At 69.3% G+C, this 17,413-nt stretch carries 18 protein-coding genes and 4 pseudogenes; 14 read left to right on the top strand and 8 right to left on the bottom strand.

Going from position 1 to position 17,413, the window contains the following annotated elements; all coding sequences use genetic code 11:
- Positions 1–10: 10 nt before the first annotated feature.
- Positions 11–496, bottom strand: a complete 486-nt coding sequence (locus ACY0PA_RS04020) for a nucleoside deaminase (RefSeq protein WP_473083359.1) — start codon at positions 494–496, stop codon at positions 11–13.
- 101 nt (positions 497–597) lie between these two features.
- A pseudogene (locus tag ACY0PA_RS04015) lies at positions 598–759 on the bottom strand (FAD-binding protein); the annotation flags it as partial.
- A 100-nt stretch (positions 760–859) separates the two neighbouring features.
- Between ACY0PA_RS04015 and ACY0PA_RS04010 the strand changes: the two are divergent.
- From ACY0PA_RS04010 to ACY0PA_RS03995, 4 genes and pseudogenes are all read left to right on the top strand, one after another.
- On the top strand, positions 860–1,471 hold the full coding sequence (locus ACY0PA_RS04010; protein WP_473083358.1) for a helix-turn-helix domain-containing protein: 612 nt from the start codon (positions 860–862) through the stop codon (positions 1,469–1,471).
- Positions 1,472–1,475: 4 nt separating this feature from the next.
- Positions 1,476–1,673 carry a hypothetical protein gene (locus ACY0PA_RS04005; protein ID WP_473083357.1) on the top strand — a complete coding sequence of 66 codons (198 nt, stop codon included), beginning with the start codon at positions 1,476–1,478 and terminating at the stop codon, positions 1,671–1,673.
- A gap of 560 nt (positions 1,674–2,233) precedes the next feature.
- Positions 2,234–2,683: a hypothetical protein gene (locus ACY0PA_RS04000; RefSeq protein ID WP_473083356.1), complete on the top strand. Its 450-nt coding sequence runs from the start codon at positions 2,234–2,236 to the stop codon at positions 2,681–2,683.
- 222 nt (positions 2,684–2,905) lie between these two features.
- A pseudogene (locus ACY0PA_RS03995) lies at positions 2,906–3,229 on the top strand (nucleotidyltransferase domain-containing protein); the annotation flags it as partial.
- A gap of 78 nt (positions 3,230–3,307) precedes the next feature.
- Here ACY0PA_RS03995 and ACY0PA_RS03990 read toward each other — a convergent pair.
- Positions 3,308–4,720, bottom strand: coding sequence for an MFS transporter (locus ACY0PA_RS03990; RefSeq protein ID WP_473083355.1), 1,413 nt, complete (start codon positions 4,718–4,720; stop codon positions 3,308–3,310).
- A gap of 395 nt (positions 4,721–5,115) precedes the next feature.
- Here ACY0PA_RS03990 and ACY0PA_RS03985 point away from each other — a divergent pair, with 395 nt between their 5' ends.
- Positions 5,116–5,694 (top strand): dihydrofolate reductase family protein, encoded by a 579-nt coding sequence (locus tag ACY0PA_RS03985; RefSeq protein WP_473083354.1) that lies wholly within the window; start codon positions 5,116–5,118, stop codon positions 5,692–5,694.
- A 217-nt stretch (positions 5,695–5,911) separates the two neighbouring features.
- On the opposite strand, the gene ACY0PA_RS03980 is transcribed toward ACY0PA_RS03985, so the two are convergent.
- Together ACY0PA_RS03980 and ACY0PA_RS03975 are read right to left on the bottom strand one after the other, a co-directional pair.
- Entirely contained in the window at positions 5,912–7,288 is a 1,377-nt protein-coding gene (locus ACY0PA_RS03980; protein WP_473083353.1) for a sensor histidine kinase, read from the bottom strand.
- Positions 7,285–7,947 carry a response regulator transcription factor gene (locus ACY0PA_RS03975; protein WP_473083352.1) on the bottom strand — a complete coding sequence of 221 codons (663 nt, stop codon included), beginning with the start codon at positions 7,945–7,947 and terminating at the stop codon, positions 7,285–7,287. Before ACY0PA_RS03975 ends, ACY0PA_RS03980 begins: the two co-directional genes overlap by 4 nt.
- Positions 7,948–8,104: 157 nt before the next feature.
- Here ACY0PA_RS03975 and ACY0PA_RS03970 point away from each other — a divergent pair, with 157 nt between their 5' ends.
- Entirely contained in the window at positions 8,105–8,890 is a 786-nt protein-coding gene (locus tag ACY0PA_RS03970) for an ABC transporter permease (RefSeq protein WP_473083351.1), read from the top strand.
- Positions 8,891–8,892: 2 nt separating this feature from the next.
- On the opposite strand, the gene ACY0PA_RS03965 is transcribed toward ACY0PA_RS03970, so the two are convergent.
- From ACY0PA_RS03965 to ACY0PA_RS03955, 3 genes are read right to left on the bottom strand one after another with little or no spacing between them, the layout of a single operon-like run.
- Positions 8,893–9,123 carry a hypothetical protein gene (locus tag ACY0PA_RS03965; protein WP_473083350.1) on the bottom strand — a complete coding sequence of 77 codons (231 nt, stop codon included), beginning with the start codon at positions 9,121–9,123 and terminating at the stop codon, positions 8,893–8,895.
- Positions 9,124–9,138: 15 nt separating this feature from the next.
- A complete protein-coding gene (locus ACY0PA_RS03960) occupies positions 9,139–10,068 on the bottom strand; it encodes a M56 family metallopeptidase (RefSeq protein ID WP_473083349.1) in 930 nt (309 codons plus the stop codon).
- A gap of 15 nt (positions 10,069–10,083) precedes the next feature.
- Positions 10,084–10,470 (bottom strand): BlaI/MecI/CopY family transcriptional regulator, encoded by a 387-nt coding sequence (locus ACY0PA_RS03955; RefSeq protein WP_473083348.1) that lies wholly within the window; start codon positions 10,468–10,470, stop codon positions 10,084–10,086.
- A 122-nt stretch (positions 10,471–10,592) separates the two neighbouring features.
- Here ACY0PA_RS03955 and ACY0PA_RS03950 point away from each other — a divergent pair, with 122 nt between their 5' ends.
- From ACY0PA_RS03950 to ACY0PA_RS03915, 8 genes and pseudogenes are all read left to right on the top strand, one after another.
- Entirely contained in the window at positions 10,593–11,288 is a 696-nt protein-coding gene (locus ACY0PA_RS03950; RefSeq protein ID WP_473083347.1) for a phosphatase PAP2 family protein, read from the top strand.
- Positions 11,285–12,121, top strand: a complete 837-nt coding sequence (locus ACY0PA_RS03945; RefSeq protein ID WP_473083346.1) for an undecaprenyl-diphosphate phosphatase — start codon at positions 11,285–11,287, stop codon at positions 12,119–12,121. The genes ACY0PA_RS03950 and ACY0PA_RS03945 overlap by 4 nt, the downstream gene beginning before the upstream one ends.
- 218 nt (positions 12,122–12,339) lie before the next feature.
- The gene (locus ACY0PA_RS03940) at positions 12,340–13,419 is read left to right on the top strand and encodes a bile acid:sodium symporter family protein (RefSeq protein WP_473086229.1); all 1,080 of its coding nucleotides are present in this window, start codon (positions 12,340–12,342) and stop codon (positions 13,417–13,419) included.
- Between the two features lie 191 nt (positions 13,420–13,610).
- On the top strand, positions 13,611–14,549 hold the full coding sequence (locus ACY0PA_RS03935; RefSeq protein ID WP_473083345.1) for an ATP-binding cassette domain-containing protein: 939 nt from the start codon (positions 13,611–13,613) through the stop codon (positions 14,547–14,549).
- On the top strand, positions 14,546–15,406 hold the full coding sequence (locus tag ACY0PA_RS03930) for an ABC-2 transporter permease (RefSeq protein WP_473083344.1): 861 nt from the start codon (positions 14,546–14,548) through the stop codon (positions 15,404–15,406). The genes ACY0PA_RS03935 and ACY0PA_RS03930 overlap by 4 nt, the downstream gene beginning before the upstream one ends.
- Positions 15,407–15,454: 48 nt before the next feature.
- Positions 15,455–15,646: pseudogene (locus ACY0PA_RS03925) on the top strand (response regulator transcription factor); the annotation flags it as partial.
- Positions 15,647–15,803: 157 nt separating this feature from the next.
- Positions 15,804–16,238, top strand: coding sequence for a VOC family protein (locus ACY0PA_RS03920; RefSeq protein ID WP_473083343.1), 435 nt, complete (start codon positions 15,804–15,806; stop codon positions 16,236–16,238).
- Positions 16,239–16,437: 199 nt separating this feature from the next.
- A pseudogene (locus ACY0PA_RS03915) lies at positions 16,438–17,404 on the top strand (SDR family NAD(P)-dependent oxidoreductase).
- Positions 17,405–17,413: the final 9 nt, after the last annotated feature.

The raw sequence follows: 17,413 nt of genomic DNA, 5'->3' as shown, positions 1-17,413 counted from the left end.
GTGTGGTTCGTCAGGCGTTCCATGCCCGTTGTGCCAGGCGCCGGTGCAACTCGTTGACCGCGGGGACGAGTTCATCGACGGGGCCCTCGACCTCGATCGAGGGAGCGACCTCCTGGATGGTCAGGCTGCGCACGGGCGCCTGGGGGCGGCCCCAATCGGCGAGCCACCCGGACAACTGGTCCGCAGAGGCCACGTACACGATGCGACCCAGCCCGACCCAGGCGTGTGCGGCCGAGCACATCGGGCAGTGCTCACCGGAGGTGTAGACGGTGGCGGCGGCCCGTTCCTGAGGGGTGAGGTTCGCAGCCGCCCAGCGGGCGAGTTCGAACTCGGGGTGGCGGGTGGCGTCGCCGTCGGCCACCCGGTTGCGGTCCTCGGCGCGGACGACTCCGGCATCGTCCACAAGTACCGAGCCGAAGGGCTCGTCCCCGGCTTCCAGCGCTTCGGCCGCCAGCTCGACGCACCGTCGCAGATGGTCCAAGTCGTGGGTGTCCATCAAAGCCCCTCCGGCGCTCGAAACTGATGCGCACGCCATGCTCACACAGGCCTCGGGCCGAGTCCCGCATCGGTGCTGTAGTCGGCGGGTCTGCGGCAGCGCGCGTTGCGGGGCGTGCCGCTGTCGTTCACGACGACCGAGCGGCGGGAGCGGGCGAGCACCAGCGCACCGTTCAGGCCGGCGGCACCGCCGCCGATCACCACGGTGTCGACGATCCCGTGGGTCAGTGCGTCGGTCGCGTACGCGGATGCCGTCACAGTCATGTCCTCGCACCCTTTCGCTCGGGCGTGACCCCAGCCTTTTCCGGGTGACCTCGTAAGCGAACGTAACCCCCACTTGCATGACGGGCATACGATCTTGCCTATGACGCAAAATGATGGCGAGCTGGACAGCCTCGTACGCAAACGGATCCGTGCCCTGCGCGTGGCACAGGGCTGGTCCCTGGAGGAACTGGCCACCCGCGCCAACGTCAGCCAGTCAACGCTCTCCCGCATCGAGAACGGCCAGCGCCGCCTCGCCCTGGACCAGCTGGTCACCCTCGCCCGCGCTCTCGACACATCCCTCGACCAGCTCGTGGAGAACGCCTCCGACGACGTCATCACGAGTCCCATGATCGACGCGGCCCACGGCATGATGCGCTGGCCCGTCAAGGGCGACCCCGGCATGAGCGTCGTGCGCCAGCGCATGACCGACCCACCGCCGGACAACCCCTCACGCATGCGTGCGCACCCTGGCCGGGAATGGCTCGTCGTCCTGTCCGGCACCGCGATTCTCATGCTGGGCCACCGCAGGTTCCGCGTCGAGACCAACCAGGCCGCGGAGTTTCCCACCATGCTCCCGCACGCCATCGGCGCCGAGGGCGGCCCCTGCGAAATCATGGGCATCTTCGACCGCGACGCCCGCCGCGGCCACCAGCGCGACAGCGGCAGCAAAGGCGCCGGCGGCGACTTCGAACCGGGCGGCCGCTGCTCCTGAGCTCATGCCGCGGCAGAAGTTCTGCCGCACACCCGCACACCCGCCCGCCGACACACCCGCCCAGCAGAATGCCGCCGACACCGGCAGTCAGGCAGACACCTTTGACCTGGACGCGGAGGTACTCACCGCGCGCTTCACCGCCATCGCCGGCCCGCAGCACTCGGTGTCGCCACGGCCGGCGACGACACATGGCGACGCCTGACGCGGGTTTGGTGACTGACTGGCAGCGCGTGCACCTCCTGGGTCACTGATGTGGGGCAGGGATTGCAGGGAAGCGGTGCCCGGGCTCCGCGGAGGCAGCAACTGGTAGGACCGGTCGGGGCAGTTCATTCCCTTCAGGTCCGCTGGCGTGAGGCTGTGCCGCTGTGGCGGCCGGAATATCAGGTGAGTGCTCAGAAGGCTGTGTCACCAGCGGATTTGCCCGCCGTGAGGCGCCGGTCGAACCCGGTCGACCGGGTTCGGTGCCGAGATGAGTGGCCGCTCAAGATGACGTGGAGCGGATTGGGAGTAGCGTTTATCACTGAGACCGCAACCCGGGACGCGCCACATCGGCGAAGTCTTCTCGCGGTGGACAGCTCGACTGCTGCTGCGGGGTTTCGCACGAGGAGCCGTACACGGCCGGCACGGCCGGTGGATGGCTACGGCGGGTCTTTCAATTTCCAGAGCGGTGACATTTCGACCGCGCGCCCCGAATCCTTCTTGCGTGCGCGGCCATCAATCTCGCGTTCGGGTGCGCGAGACGATGGAAGGGAGAAAATTCTCATGCGAGCACTTCGCGTGAAGCGCCTCTTCGCGGTGACCGCCACCGGAGTTCTGATGGCGGGTGGCGCCGCGATCGGCACAGCGGGGACGGCCTCGGCCAACACGGGCTCGAACCACCACAACTCCGGCTACAGCGACTGCTACGACCGCGACTGGGGCCGGCACAACTGGAAGTGGAACGACGACGACTGCCGCTACAACGGTCGTCACCACCACCGATACGGTGGCTACGACCGTGGCTACTACAACTACAACGACTACGGTCGCCGTGGTTACAACGACTACGGTCGCGGTGGCTACAACGACTACGGCCGTGGTGACTACGGCGGCGGCTACGGCGGCGGCGACTACGGCGGCGGTGGCGGTGGCTACGGCGGCGGTGGTGGCGGCTACGGCGGCGGCGGTGGCGGTGGCGGTGGCTACGGCGGCGGCGGTGGCGGCGGACGTTGACTGTCTGCCTGCTGAGAGCGCGGTGTGCGGGCCCGGCCAGCGCCGGGGCCGCACACTGCTGCGTTTACTCCCAAACTTGCCCACACAGTGAGAGTGCGGCATCCGCGGGGGTGTCGTAGTCACACACACCCGGTAAGGGCCGGGTGTGTGTGACTACGACGTAGTGGGGGACACGGAATTCGTTCGCTGCCACAGGCGGATGCTTCTACTCTGCGTCGGGTGATGACAGCTGACGACGTGCTGTGCGTTCTAACTCTTTTGCGACGGGCGTACGTTGACGTCTGGATCGGTGGAGGGTGGGGAATCGATGCTCTGCTCGGCGAGCAGACCCGAGACCACCGCGACCTGGACTTGATGCACCGGCAAGACCAGGAAGCCGCCGCGCTGGGAGCCCTTGGTGAGGCGGGCTTCGTGGAGAGTGGGGATTGGAGGCCCATCCGATTCGTCATGGCAGCTGCGGACGGACGGGAGATCGACCTTCACCCGCTGGTCTTTGCCGACGACGGCTCAGCAGTGCAGGCATCTCCCGAACCGCAGCGCCCTTTCAGACGACGCGGTGGCTTTCGCACACCGGCCGGCTCATCGGCGTAATTGCCATGCCCTGGCTCGCCGCCTCGCCGCCCTTCAGTCGGTGGCGTGGCGGGGTGTCTTCCGCGGGATGCAGAAGAGCGCAAGGACGGCGGCCGTCAGGTAAGCGGCCGAACCGATGGCCATGCTGGTCCGCAGCCCGATGGTGAAGTTGCCTGTGGCGGCCAGGAGGGAGCCTCCCAGCGCGACGCCTGTGGCACTGCCGACCTGGCGGGTGGTGTTGAACAGGGCGGAGGCGGTGCCGGAGTACGTGTCAGGGGCGGCCGCCATCACGGTGGTCGTTGACCCGGTGAGGGCGAAGGACGTACCGAAGCCCGCCGCCATCATCGGCGCCACGAGCAGTGCGTAGCTCGGGTTCGGTCCGGCCGCGGCCCAGCCGGCCAGGCCTGCCCCTCCAAGAAGCAAGCCGGTGACCACAAGCGGGCGGTGTCCGGTGCGGCATGCCAGCCGTCCGGACAGGACGGAGGCGAACATCGTCATGGCCACTGCCGGGAAAAGGGCGAACCCGGTGCGCAACGCGGTCAGCCCGCGCTGATGCTGGAAGTACAGGCTGGCGGTGAAGATCATCCCGTAGAAGGCGAAGTTGAACAGCAGGCCGATGATCGCTCCTCCGCTCATCGCGCGGGAGCGCAGCAGCCGCAGGGGCAGCACGGGGGTGCGGGCCAGGTGCTCCCGCAGGCCGAACGCGGCTGCTGCCAGCAGGCACAGGCCGGCCCCCGTCAGGATCAGTGGGTCCGTCCAGCCGCGTCGTCCGGCCTCGTTCAGTACGGCGGTCAGCAGCGCCACCATCGCGATGATCGCGCACTGGGCGGGCCAGTCCACGGGGCGGTTCGTGCGCCGGGCCGAAGGGGGCACGCGGCGCAGCGTGAGCAGCAGGCAGACGCATCCGACGGGCAGGTTGATGAAGAACACCCAGCGCCAGCCCACGGTCGTGACGAGGAGGCCGCCGAGGAGGGGCCCGGCCGAGGCGGCGATGCCGGCCATGGAGCCCCACAGGCCGAAGGCCCGGGAGCGCTCGATGGGGGAGGGATATGCCTGTTGGAGGAGAGCGAGGGAGGCGGGCACGATGAGTGCCGCGCCGACCCCTTCGAGCAGCCGGGCGGCGATCAGATTCCCGGTGCTCTGGGCCAGTCCGCAGCCGGCCGACGCGACGGTGAACACCACCACCCCGGTGCAGAAGATCCGGCGATTGCCCAACCGGTCTCCCAGCGCGCCGCCGGTGAGCAGGAGGCCGGCGAAGATCAGGGTGTAGCTGTTGGTGATCCACTGAATCCCTGTCAGCGAGGCCGACAGTTCCCGCCCCATCACCGGAACGGCGACGTTGATGACGGTCACGTCCAGGATGACCATGAAGTAGCCCGTGCAGACAGCGAGCAGCGGGGCCAGGGAGCGGCCCGAAGCCGCAGACGTGTCCGGTCCATGGGTCTGGGGACCACGGGCACGCACCATGGCAGCACCGTAGATCAGGAACACGCCTCCCTCGGCAGACCTGCGCCGTGTCAAGCCTTTACGGACCGCTGCCCGCATCGAACGGCGAGCAATGTTCCAGGCCTTGGGTGTGTCACCCACCTGGGGACTGCGATCAGCCTTGACTCTGCTGCTGCAGATTGATGCGGGCGGCGTTGCGGATCCGCTTGCTGCGACCTCGGGCGGCGAGGATTTCCAGGGCCCCTGTCGGGCGTGGCCGCACGTGGGGAGGGACGGTTAAGCCATGGTTAAGCCCCGTGGATCGGCTGGCGCGGATCGGGGGCGGCCGGACTCCGGGAGGGCACGGGCGATGAGTCTTGCCGCGGTTCCCGGTCTGTACACCCGACACGCGATCAACCGTACTCGAGGAGAGCATCATGACCGCCACCTACACATTCGACGTCTTCTCCAGCCTCGACGGCTTCGGCGCCGCCAGCGGAAACTGGACCGGCTACTGGGGTAAGCAAGGTCCCGAGCTCCTCGGGCACCGTCTCGCCCTGTACGACGACGAGCAGCGGATGGTCTTCGGGGCCAATACGTATCGGGCGTTCGCGCAGATGCTGGCCTCGAGCACCGAGGAGTCCGAGGTGCGTGACCCATGGGTCACCCGGATGAGGAGCCTGCCGGCGACGGTGGTGTCGACCACGCTGGAAGGGCCCCTCGACTGGCCGGATGCGAACGTCGCCGCCGGTGACGCCGTCGATGTCGTCGCTCGGCTCAAGAAGGAGTCCAAGGTGCCGTTGCGTTCGCACGGCAGTCTGTCGATGAACCGGGCGCTGATGGCCGCCGGCCTGGTCGACCGCGTCCAGGTGACGCTCTTCCCCGTGATCACAGGTCAGACCGGGTTGGACCCGATCTTCCAGGGCGCGGCCGACTTCGACCTCGAGCTGATCGAGCACCGGACCCTCGACGCCGACATCCAAGAACTCATCTACCGGCCCACCCTGCATGTCTGAGCCCATACCCCGCACCTGCACCGGTACTGCACGAAGAGGATGAGGAGGTCGACGCGAACGAGACGACGTGGGACGTCGGCCGGTGCTGTGCGTCGAGCCGTTGGCCGGCACTGGAACACGGCGTTCAGGCCGAGCGCGAAGCGCGCGACGGCGAGCGCCGAGGGGACGGGTGAGGATGTAGGCGATCCAGGAACTGACGTCGAAGAGTCCGCGCCGCTCACCCCGCGGGAAGGCTGATCACGAAGCTCGCGCCCGGGGTGTGCTTCTCGTCGTGGTGCACCTCGCCGCCGACTGAGCGGGCCAGGCGTCGGGACAACGGCAGCCCCAGGCCCGCTCCGTCGTGTCCGTCCCCGGGCCGGGCGCGGCGCCCCGGCTGGAAGAGCTGCGCCGCGAACGACTCCGGCACGCCCGGGCCGTCGTCCGTGACATCGACGAGGACGCCGCCCGCACGTGCGCACGCCCGGATCTCCACCCGGGAGCGTGCGTGTCGCAGCGCATTGTCGAGCAGCGGGCTTGCAATGCGCTCCAGGAGTGCGCCCGGGACCCCGGCTGACAGGCCGGGGTCCCGGACCGTGACGACGATCTCCACGTTCCCGGCTGAATCGGTGCGATCGGCGCGATCGGCGCGATCGGCGAGGCCGCGCAGCATCACGGGCACGTCACTGACGCCCCGTGTGGTGGCCGCGCTGTCGCGGGCGTCGTCGAGGAGGGTGTCGCAGATCATGCGCATGGATCGCGCGGCGTCCGCGATGGCGTCGTGCGTGGTCCGGGTGTCGGCGGCGGAGCGGGGGCGGGCCTGCCACCAGTCCAGCTCGGCGATGATCCGGGCGAGCGGGTTGCGCAGCTCGTGCGACAGCTCCCGCGTGAGCTGTTGCTCGTGCCGCAGCAGTGCGCGAATACGGTCGAGCAGCGAGTCCAACGACCCGCCCAGTTGCGTGAGTTCGGTGGGGCGCTCCACGCTCTCGAAGCGTTCCTCGGAGGCTATTGCGCTCCACTGCGCGGCATGCTCGGTCATGGTGCGCACCGGTCGCAGCGCACGCCCCACCGCCAGCCGGGTCAGTGCGTAGGTGCAGGCCAGCATGACGGCGTCGAGCGCGAGCGAGGCGTAGAGCAGGGCATCGGCAGAACTGCTGTAGGGGGACAGGTCCAGCGCGGTGACCACTGAGGCGTCCTTTTTGCCGTCGGGCACCGGCAGCGAGCACAGACGGACCGGCCCATGGGCCTGCTCGGTGACGCAATGTCGGCCGGTTCTCGTGGCCAATTGGTCGGCGGCGCGGGTCAGTGGCCCGGCAGCGGCGGACGGGGGCTTTTCGAGCAGCCGTCCTCCGTCGTAGATCCACACGTTCGTGTCCAGCAGTTCCTCACCGGGTGTCTCCAGGACGCGCACCCTGGGTCCGCTGGTGTCGACGGTGGCGGCAACGGCGGCGGCCCGCGTGTGGAGCTCGTCGTCGGCCTGGTGCCGGAGGCGGTTGCGGACGACGGTATTGAACGCCGCGGTGAGGATCACCATCAGCAGCGTGGCGGTGGTCAGCGCTACCAGGGCCAGGCGCCCGCGCAGGGTTCGCGGCCAGAACCATGAGACGTACGGCCTCATGACAGGCGGTGTCCGATGCCGCGCGCGGTGGTGACGGTCAGCGCGCTGCCGGCGTCGCGGAGCTTGCGTCGTAGCCGGGTCAGATACTGGTCCAGCGTGTTGTCACTGACGTGGGCCCCCTCGGGCCAGCCGGCCCGGATGAGCTCCCGCCTGCGGACGATGTCGCCGGACGCGGCCATGAGAGCTGCCAGCAGCCGGAACTCGGTGGGAGTGAGGGCGACGCGCGTCCCCCGCACCGTCAGGCTGTGCCCGACCGGGTCCAGGAGCACATCACCGCAGGTCGCGGACTGCGACGAACCGTTGCGTTTGAGGGCCGCCCTCAGCCGTGCGGCCAGCTCCATCGTGTGGAACGGCTTGGGCAGATAGTCGTCGCCACCTGCCGAGAAGCCTGCCAGGCGGTCGGTGAGCCGATGATGGGCGGTCAGGAAGATGACGGGAAAGACGAAGCCACTGGCCCTGATCGCCTGGCAGACGTCCCGGCCGTCCGCGTCGGGCAGCCCGACGTCGAGCACGGCAGCGTCGACGGCGTCCCCCGCCAGGCGCAGGGCGGTCGCGCCGTCCTGCGCGGGCACGGCGTCGAAATCCTCGTCCCGCAGACTCCGTAGCAGCACATCACGCAGTGCGTGATCGTCCTCGACGACCAGGATTCGATGCCTCATGCCTCTCCCTCACCTGCCTTCACGCGACGCCTCCTATGCGGACGCGAAAGGTATCGTCTACAGTCATGTAGACGATAGTGTGGCGAGGATCGTTCCCAAAACCAGCGCGCCGAGCTGACTGCCGTACCTGCAGTACGCGGCGTCTACGGTGAGACATGTGACGCTGAGCGCAGGATCTCTTCTCCCGGTCAACATCACGTTAGGCGTGCTGCTGATCGTGCTTCTCGCGGTGGCGGCGGGGGTTGCCTACTGGTTTCGTCTGTCTCCCGACTCATCGGCCCGGAGGCCGAGGGAGATCCTGGTCGCGGGGGTGCGCGCGGCGGCTCAGCTCGCTGCGGTGTCCGTGGTCATCACCTGGGCAGTCACCACGGCGGCCGGCCTGGTCGCGTTCCTGGCCGTGATGTTCACCGTCGCCGTAGGCACGGCAGGCCGAAGGCTGACCACCAACCGCACCGGGTGGCTGACCGCCGCGCCCATTGCCGCCGGTGTCGTCCCCACGGTGGCCGCATTGCTGCTCACGGGACTGGTTCCCCTCAAGGGACTCGCCCTTGTTCCGATCACCGGCATTCTCATCGGCGGCGCCCTGACGGTGACGGTGCTCTCCGGGCGCCGCGCCCTGGACGAGCTGGAACAGCGCCGAGGCGAGGTCGAGGCGGCGATGGCGCTGGGCTTCCTCGACCGGGATGCGCGCATGGAGATCGCCCGGCCCGCGGCATCGGACGCCCTGCTTCCGGGCCTGGACCAGACGCGTACGGTCGGCCTGGTCACGCTCCCCGGGGCGTTCGTGGGCATGCTGTTGGGCGGTGCGAGTCCGGTGATGGCCGGGGCGGTGCAGCTGTTTGTACTGATCGCCCTCATGGCCGTGCAGGCCATCGCGGTCGCCGTAACCGTCGAACTCATTGCTCGACGGCGCCTGTTCCGCCCTGACACGAAGAGCCCCTGAAATTACGCGACTTCAGGAATCTGGGTCTCGTGCCTCACGATGGTGAGGGCCATGTTGCGCTCGGCACGCAGGCGTTGCGGGAGCTTCATGACGGCGACAGCGACGGCGACGGCCATGGCGATGGCGATGGCGATGTCAGGATCCAGCGCCGAGGTGATCTCGTCGCAGAGCGGCAAGTCAGGGCTGGCGGTGAGAGCGCGGGCATGCAGGGTGTGCTCTGTGTGCTCGCCCACGTCGGAGCGCGGTCATCAACGTAGGTGCGCGAGTTCCAGAAACTCGTGCAAGTCATGAGCGGCTTCCAGCACACAGACGCTGCTTACTCCTACCAGCGCTCCGGCTGCGGCGAGGAGGTGTGCCGGTCTGCGCGGGGGAGGTTCGAGCAGGGCTGCGACTCGGCGGGGGATGATGCCCGGGGCCGGGCTGCGGCCGAGGACCCCCAGGGCCGCTGAGGGCAGGCGTAGCGCGCGGGTTCGTTTGGTGGCCACGGCCGCTCTGGCCACGGTTTCGGCGACTGCGCGCCGGTCGCCGGTGTGGAGTGCGGCGTACTCATCGGCCCACCGCTCGACGGTGTAGGCGACGGAGGCGGCCAGCGGGCGGAGCAGCGGGTTGGCGGCGGCTGAGATCTGGGCGAGCGTGACGAACGCATAGTGATGGTGCTTCAGGTGTGCCCGCTCATGGGCCAGGATGATGTCGTGACCGGTGGGCTCAAGAGCGTCGAGCATGCCGTGGGAGATCACGATCCGGCCGGGCAGTCCTGGCATGGTGTACGCGTCGGCGTGCAGGTCGTCGGTGACGACGACCGACTCCCTCCCGGGGAGGCAGGCCGCTTCGAGAGCGGCTGCCCACAGCGCCCCGGCCCGGCGCACGGTGAGGCGGACGGTGGCCGCAACGGCGAGCGTGAGCAGAACGGCTCCTGCAAGGGCCGCGGGCCAGGCTGCCGGGTCGTCGCGGGCGATCACTGTGGGCGAGTACCCCTCGAGCGCCGCGATCAGCGGGAGACGCACCGATCCCGCCACGGCCAACAGGCCGAGGACCACGGTGCTGGACACGGCCAGGATCAGTCCGGCTGCTGTCAGCAGCCATGTCGCCAGCCGCGGTTCGAGGCGGCGGGCCAGTGGGCCCGCGCTCAAGCCGGCCAGCGCGGGCAGCAGCAGCGGCAAGTAGACGGCCAGGTGCATCGGTACGTTTCTCCGCTACCCGTCGCTGCCCAACAGGCGGCGCAGCAGGTCTTCGTCGTCGTCGGACAGCTCGTCCACGAAATGGGTCAGAACCGAGGCGCGGTCGGTGCCTGCCTCCATCACCTGGTGCATGTGCCTGGCCGTCAGCCCCGACTCGTCAAAGACGGGTTCATAGGCGTAACTGCGGCCCAGCGGCGTTCGTTCGAGTACCCCACGGCTGTGCAGACGGGCGAGCGTGGTGGCCACGGTGGTGTGCGCGGGGGACGCCGTCAGGAGTTCAGCCACGTCCCCGGGCGTCAGGGCGCGTCCGGCCGAGTGCAGCAAGGTGAGGATCTCGGTCTCCAGCGCGCCGTTGGCCCGGCGCCTGCCACCGGTCCCAGATGCCTGTTCCTGAGCATCCAAGGCCGTCCTCCTGCTTTCGTGGTCTACAGTCAGCCGTATCTTCTATTCGCGAATAGAAGATAATGTGTCCCCAGCCCGCCGTCACGTCCCAGGTGCGGTGGACCCTGCTCACAGGATGCCTGATGCCTCCTTCGCCTGCCCACAGCCCTCGGCGCGAGAGCATGCCGTTCTGGCCTGCCGTGTCCGTCCTGGCGGTATGCGGTGTTCTGCTCGGGACCCTGGTTGCCGCGGTCGCGACGCGGGCGTCGCCCTTCGCCCTGGACACGGCCCTGCACGCGTGGATGCTTGGCCACCGTCCGGCCTGGGCACGGCAGTTGGCCATCATCGTGACCGATACGGGCAGTGGAGCGCCGGCCTACGCGCTGGCGGCGCTTGCTGGAACGCTCGCGCAGCGCACCGCGTACTGGCGAGGCGCACTCGCTGGAGTACTCGCTCTGGCCTCGGCGCAACTTCTACGTATGGCGTTGGCCTCGGCACTGGCAAGGCCCAGACCACCGTCCGCGGACTGGGCGGCGAAAGCCGGCGGATGGTCCATGCCTTCCGGGCACACCACGACGTCCATGGTGGTCGCCCTCTTGTTCACCCTCGCCGTACACCGCAGGGTGCATGGCCGGGGGCGGCCGTTCCTGCTCGCTGTCCCCGGGATCTGGGCAACTACCGTGGGCCTCACTCGCATCTACCTAGGCATGCACTGGCCGACCGATGTCGCGGCCGGGTGGCTACTGGCCGGCTGCTGGGCCGCGTCGGCAACACTCCTTGTTCTTCTGTGGCGGCGCCGGGCCGGCCACGCACTCTCGATGGAAAGGCAGCACACGTGAGCGCCATCAGCATCGGACAGGCCGTGATCCTCGGCGTGGTGGAGGGAGTGACGGAGTTTCTGCCCGTCTCCTCCACCGGCCACCTGAAGATCACCGAGGGGCTGATGAACATCCCCGTGGACGACAAGTCAGTCGTCGCGTTCACCGCGGTGATCCAGGTCGGCGCCATCGCCGCAGTACTGCTCTACTTCTTCAAGGACATCGTCCGGATCCTGGGCGCATGGGGACGCGGCCTGCGCCACCGCGACCAGCGCTATCACCACGACTACAAATTCGCCTGGTGGGTCATCTACGCCACCATTCCCGTCGTCATCGTCGGACTGGCCGCCAAACCGCTGATCGAGGGCCCGCTCGCCTCGCTCTGGGTCGTGGCCGGATCGTTGATCGTCGGCAGTGGACTGATGTGGGCCGCCGACCAGATGGGCCGGCACAAGCGCGGCGAGGACGACACCAGCCTGAAGGACGCCATGCTCGTCGGCTCCTCCCAGATCCTGGCCCTCCTCTTCCCCGGCTTCTCGCGGTCCGGCGCCACCATGTCCACCGGGCTCATCCTCGACCTGGACCGCGTCGCCGCCACGCGCCTGTCCTTCTTCCTCGGCATCCCCGCACTCACCGGCGCCGGCCTGTACGAACTCAAGGACGCCGTCGGAGCCGGCGCGGACACTGCGCCCCTCGTCGCGGGGACCGTGGTCTCTTTCATCGTCGCGTACGCATCCATCGCCTGGCTGCTGAAGTACGTCGCGCGGCACAGCTTCAACGCCTTCGTCATCTACCGGGTCATCATCGGCGCCCTCCTGTTCGCCCTCCTCGGCACCGGAGCCCTCAACGCCTGAGCAGGCCACGGCGACGGCGCAGCCGCCGTGGCCGTCCTGCGGACCGAGGTCCTGGCACCGCCCGCGCCAAAGAGCACCTGAACGCATCCTGACTGCCGTGCGGCGCAACGCGCGCCACTCGATTCGCGGGAGCACTATGGGCGGAATGAACAGTTGTCCGGCCCGGCGCATATCGGCGTTCCTTCCCGCCCCTGCTCCTGCGACGGAAGAATGCCGCCCTGAACCCCCGAAGCGCTGCCCGGACCGACAGGACGACCGACTGGCTGCGAAGCCGGCTCGGCCGCGGAGTCGTCCTGTCCTACGCAGTTGCCCTGCTCCTGCCGGGCCCCGGACTGTGGCTGCGCCGAGCTCACCCCCTGCCCCTCGGCGCGGCAGGCCGGCTGTCCTTGGCCACCGCACCGCTGCTGCTCTCTCTGGTGCTCTTCTCGGCCGGACTCCAGGTTCCGGTACGCACGCTGGGGACCCTGTTGCGCCGTCCGATCGCGCTGCTGGCCGGACTCGTTCTGCACCTGGCGATTCCGCTGCTGGCCATCCCCGCCATCGCGTTCCTGCTGCGCCGGACGCCCGACACCGACGGCGGCAGCGGCCTGGTCACCGCGATGATCCTGATCGTTGCCATGCCCGTCGCCGCCGGGTCGACCGTGTGGACCGGCAAGGGAGGCGGCGACCAGCCGACCATGGTCGGGCTCGTCCTCGCGTCCACCCTCCTCAGCCCGCTCACCATTCCTCTGGTCACCAGCGCCCTGGTGCCGCTGCTGGGAGGCGGCTACGCCGACAGACTCACCAGGGCCCTGCACGCCGGCGACGGCGGATTCGCTCTGGCCGGCGTGGTCCTGCCGTGCGCAGCAGGCATCCTGTGCCGCCTGGCACTGCCGGCGCCGTGGCTGCGCCGGGTCGTCGGTATCGGCGTACCCGTTGCCCTGGTCGGCTCACTCCTCCTCACCTACGTCAACGCCTGCGGCGCCCTCGGCTCGTTCCTGGCCCACCCGCGTCCGCTGCTGCTGGCCGCCGCGCTGGCCGTGGCGGCCGGCGTCTGCCTGCTGTCGTTCATGGTCGGCCGCGGAGCCGCACGTCTGCTGGGACTCGACGCTCCCGCGGCATCGTCACTCACGCTCGCGTGCGGCATGAACAACAGCAGCGCGAGCGCGGTCCTGATCACCACGACGCTTCCCGACAAACCGCACCTGCTCCTGCCGGTCCTGGCCTACGGACTGCTGCAGAAGACAGCCGCCGGCCGGGTCGTCCGCAGACAGCGGATACGCGCCGACGGCACGCACCCCATGGCTCACAGCTCCTGACCAGCGGTCGGCCGGGACAGCAACCGCAGAGTCGCCGGGCGCGCACAGTGCCGGGGCGTAGTACCCCGGTACCACTCGCCTGGGCCCCTTCAGCCCCCGGTACCACCGGATCGGGGACATCGCGGTCTTAGCGTTGCGGAGGAGGCGTCAGGCGTGTCCAGCGCCTCAGCCCGAAAAAGAGAGAGAAGCGAATGATCGACGCACAGCAGCTCACCAAGAGGTACGGGGAGAAGACAGCCGTCGACGGTCTGGAGTTCACCGTGAAGCCGGGCACGGTGACCGGCTTCCTGGGACCCAACGGAGCGGGCAAGTCCACGACCATGCGCATGGTCGTCGGGCTCGACGCGCCGACGAGGGGCTCCGTGACGGTGAACGGGCAACGCTACGCCCGCCACCAGGCACCTCTGCAGGAGGTCGGAGCGCTTCTGGAGGCCAAGTCGATCCACCCGGGCCGTTCGGCACGCAACCACCTCCGGGCGCTCGCGCTCACCCACGGCATTCCGCGCCGCCGCGTCGACGAGGTCATCGAACTCGCCGGGCTCGGCACCGTCGCGAAGAAGCGGGCCGGTGCCTTCTCTCTCGGCATGGGGCAGCGGCTCGGCATCGCCGCCGCGCTGCTGGGCGATCCGCAGACGGTGATGCTGGACGAGCCCGTCAACGGTCTGGATCCCGAGGGAGTGCTCTGGATCCGCAATCTGCTGACATCGCTCGCGGCGGAGGGCCGGACGGTCTTCGTCTCCTCGCACCTGATGAGTGAGGTCGCCCTGGTGGCTGACCACCTGATCATCGTCGGCAGGGGACGGCTGCTGGCCGACACGACCGTACGGGACCTCGTCCGCGAGGCGGGGGGTGACACCGTAAAGGTCGCGACGCAGGACCCGACCACGCTGCGGGACGTGCTGTCCGGGCCCGGCGTGGAGGTCACCGGCCGCGTCGGATCCGAGGAACTGCAGGTGACCGGAATGACCGCCCGAGAGATCGGGATGAAGGCGGCCGAGCACGGAATCCCCCTGTTCGAGCTGACTGCGAAGGCGGTGTCGCTGGAGGAAGCCTTCATGGAACTGACCAAGGACGCCGTGGAGTACCACGGTTCCACGACCGGCGCCGACACCTTCGGGAGCACAGCATGAGCACCCTCACGGCAACCCCCGAGACCCCCGAGACCCCCGGAACCGCCCAGGCCACTCGCGGCGGGCCCGTCTACCGGGTGACCGGACGGCGTGTGCTGTCCTCGGAGTGGGCCAAGCTCTGGTCCGTGCGCTCGACCTGGATCACTCTCGGTCTGGGCCTGCTGTTCCTCGTCGCCTTCGGCGTCATCGCCGCGAGCCACTACAAGACCGAGATCGGCTCCGGCCGTCCAATGGAACGTGACTTCGGCTCCGCTACGGCCGTGAGCCTGTCCCTCTTCGGCACGAACTTCGCCCAGCTGGCCCTCGGCGTACTCGGTGTGCTGGTCACGGCGGGCGAGTACTCCACCGGCGTGATCCGCTCGACCCTGGCCGCGGTGCCGCGCCGGCTCCCCGTGCTGTGGTCCAAGGCGGTGGTGTACGGGCTGGTCGCGCTCGTGATCGCCACGGTCGGCGCGTTCGTCGCCTTCCTCGTCGGAAGCCAGATCGTCTCCGGCACGCCCGCTGCCATGGGCCTCGGCCGCGCCGGCGTCGTACGCAGCCTGCTGGGCGCCGGGCTCTACCTCGGTCTGGTCGGTGTGATCGGCACCGCCCTGGGCGCGCTGCTGCGGTCGGTGGCGGGCGGCATCTCGGTCCTGGTCGCCACCCTCATGCTCGTCCCAGGGCTGATCTCCCTGCTGCCCAGTTCGTGGCAGGGCGACATCGACCCGTACCTCCCGAGCAACGCAGGCGAGGCGACGTTCGCCCTGGCGCACGACTCCAGCACCCTGTCGCCGACCGCTGGGCTCCTGGTCTTCCTCGGCTGGACGGCCCTGGCACTGGCCGGGGCGGCGTACCGGCTGGTGCGCAGCGACGTCTGAGCCATTGCCTTCGAATCATGGGCCGGACCCGCATCAAGGCCCGGACCCCGCGAACGCGAGATCCTCGTAGCCATCGGCAAGGGCTGGACCAACGGCGAGATCGCCACCCGCTTCGTCCTGTCGGAGTCCACGGTCAAGACCCATGTCGGCCGCGTTCTGTCCAAGATCGGCGCTCGCGACTGCATCCAGGCGGTGATCTTCGCCTACGACCACGGCCTGGCCCGGCCCCATGGGGGCTGAGCCGATGGGCCGGCGATGCCGTCCGCCCCGTCAGCGTCGACTGTGCTGCCCCCGCAGTTGAGGTGCTCGTCCGGACCGGGGTAGACGGCCCGCGGTCAGTGCCAGGCGGCCATGGAGGCTCCCGGGCGTGCGTCGGAGCGCGTGCTAGCTTCCGCGCATGGAACAACGCGTCAGTCTGATCACCCTGGCTGTTGCCGACCTCGGGCGCTCCCGGGCGTTCTACGAGAGCCTCGGCTGGCGGGGACAAGAGGTCGAAGAGACCGTCTTCTTCCAGGCAGGTGGCCTCGGGCTCGTCCTGTGGGGCCGCGACAAGCTCGCACTCGACTGTGGCCTCGACAGCACTGACGGGACAGGCTTCGGCGGCATCGTCCTGGCGCACAACATGCGCTCCCCGAAGGATGTGGACGCGCTCCTCACCGCGGCACAACAAGTCGGAGGCACCATCACCAAGCCGGCCCAGGCAACGCCCTACGGCGGCTACGCGGGGTGCTTCGCCGACCCTGACGGACACCTGTGGGAGATCGCCCACAACCCGGGCTTCCCCCTGGCCGAAGACGGCACGCTGACCATCCCGGCCTTCGGATCCCCGTAGTGACCTGAACCGACTGCTGTAGTTGGCCCGCTCAGGGCGGTGGTCGTTCGGCGGGGGAGGGCCACTCGGTGCAGCGGCATCGTGTGTGGAGGCATGATTCGCCCGTCCGGTCGGGGCTGCTTCCCCGTTCGAGCCTGTTCAGACCGCGGCCGCGGGGTGGGCTTGACTTCGAGAGCACTCGAATTCGTACCGTGCCCCCATGAGCGACAGCAGCACACCGCAGCACAAGATCGGTTCGGGTTTCGGCGCCCGGAGCTCCGCCGACGATGTCCTCGCGGGTATCGATCTCACGGGTCGGCTCGCCCTGGTGACGGGCGGATACTCGGGCATCGGCGCCGAGACCACCCGCGCACTCGCGAAGGCCGGCGCCCGGGTCGTGGTCCCGGCCCGCCGGGTCGGCGCGGCACAGGAGAACCTGGCCGGCATCGACGGTGTCGAGGTGGAAGAAATGGACCTCGGTGACCTGGACAGCGTGCGCGCCTTCGCCGAACGTTTCCTTGCCACGGGCCGGCCCCTGGACATCGCCATCGACAGCGCAGGGATCATGGCCTGCCCCGAGACCCGCGTCGGGCCGGGCTGGGAGGCCCAGTTCGCCACCAACCACCTGGGCCACTTCGCCCTCATCAACCGTCTTCGGCCGGCGCTGGAGCCGGGTGGCGCCCGCGTTGTCTCGGTCTCCTCGACCGGCCACCACGCCTCCGGTATCCGCTGGGACGACGTTCACTGGCGCCACGGCTACGACAAGTGGGAGGCGTACGGCCAGGCCAAGACGGCGGCTGTTCGCCGTGGAACTCGACCGCCGCGGCCGGGGTTTGGGCGTGCGGGCCTTCTCCCTGCACCCCGGTGGCATCTTGACGCCCCTTCAGCGGCATCTGCCGAGGCAGGAGATGGTCGAGCGGGGCTGGATCGACGAGGACGGCAACCTGCTCCACCCGGAGGCGTTCAAGACGCCGCAGCAGGGCGCGGCCACGCAGGTCTGGGCGGCGACCTCCCCCCAGCTGGACGGCATGGGCGGCGTCTACCTGGAGGACTGCGACATCGCCGAGCCCGCCCCGGCGGACGGCTCCCGGGTCGGCGTCAAGGAGTGGGCCACGGACCCGGAGCAAGCGGCCCGCCTGTGGGCACTGTCCGCCGAACTGACAGGCGTGGACGCGTTCGCCGCCTGAGAGATGCCG

This window comes from Streptomyces sp. DS1-CR2 (assembly GCF_055760475.1).
The sequence above is the reverse complement of the archived record's forward strand: the minus strand, read 5'-3'. Positions and strand labels throughout refer to the sequence as shown.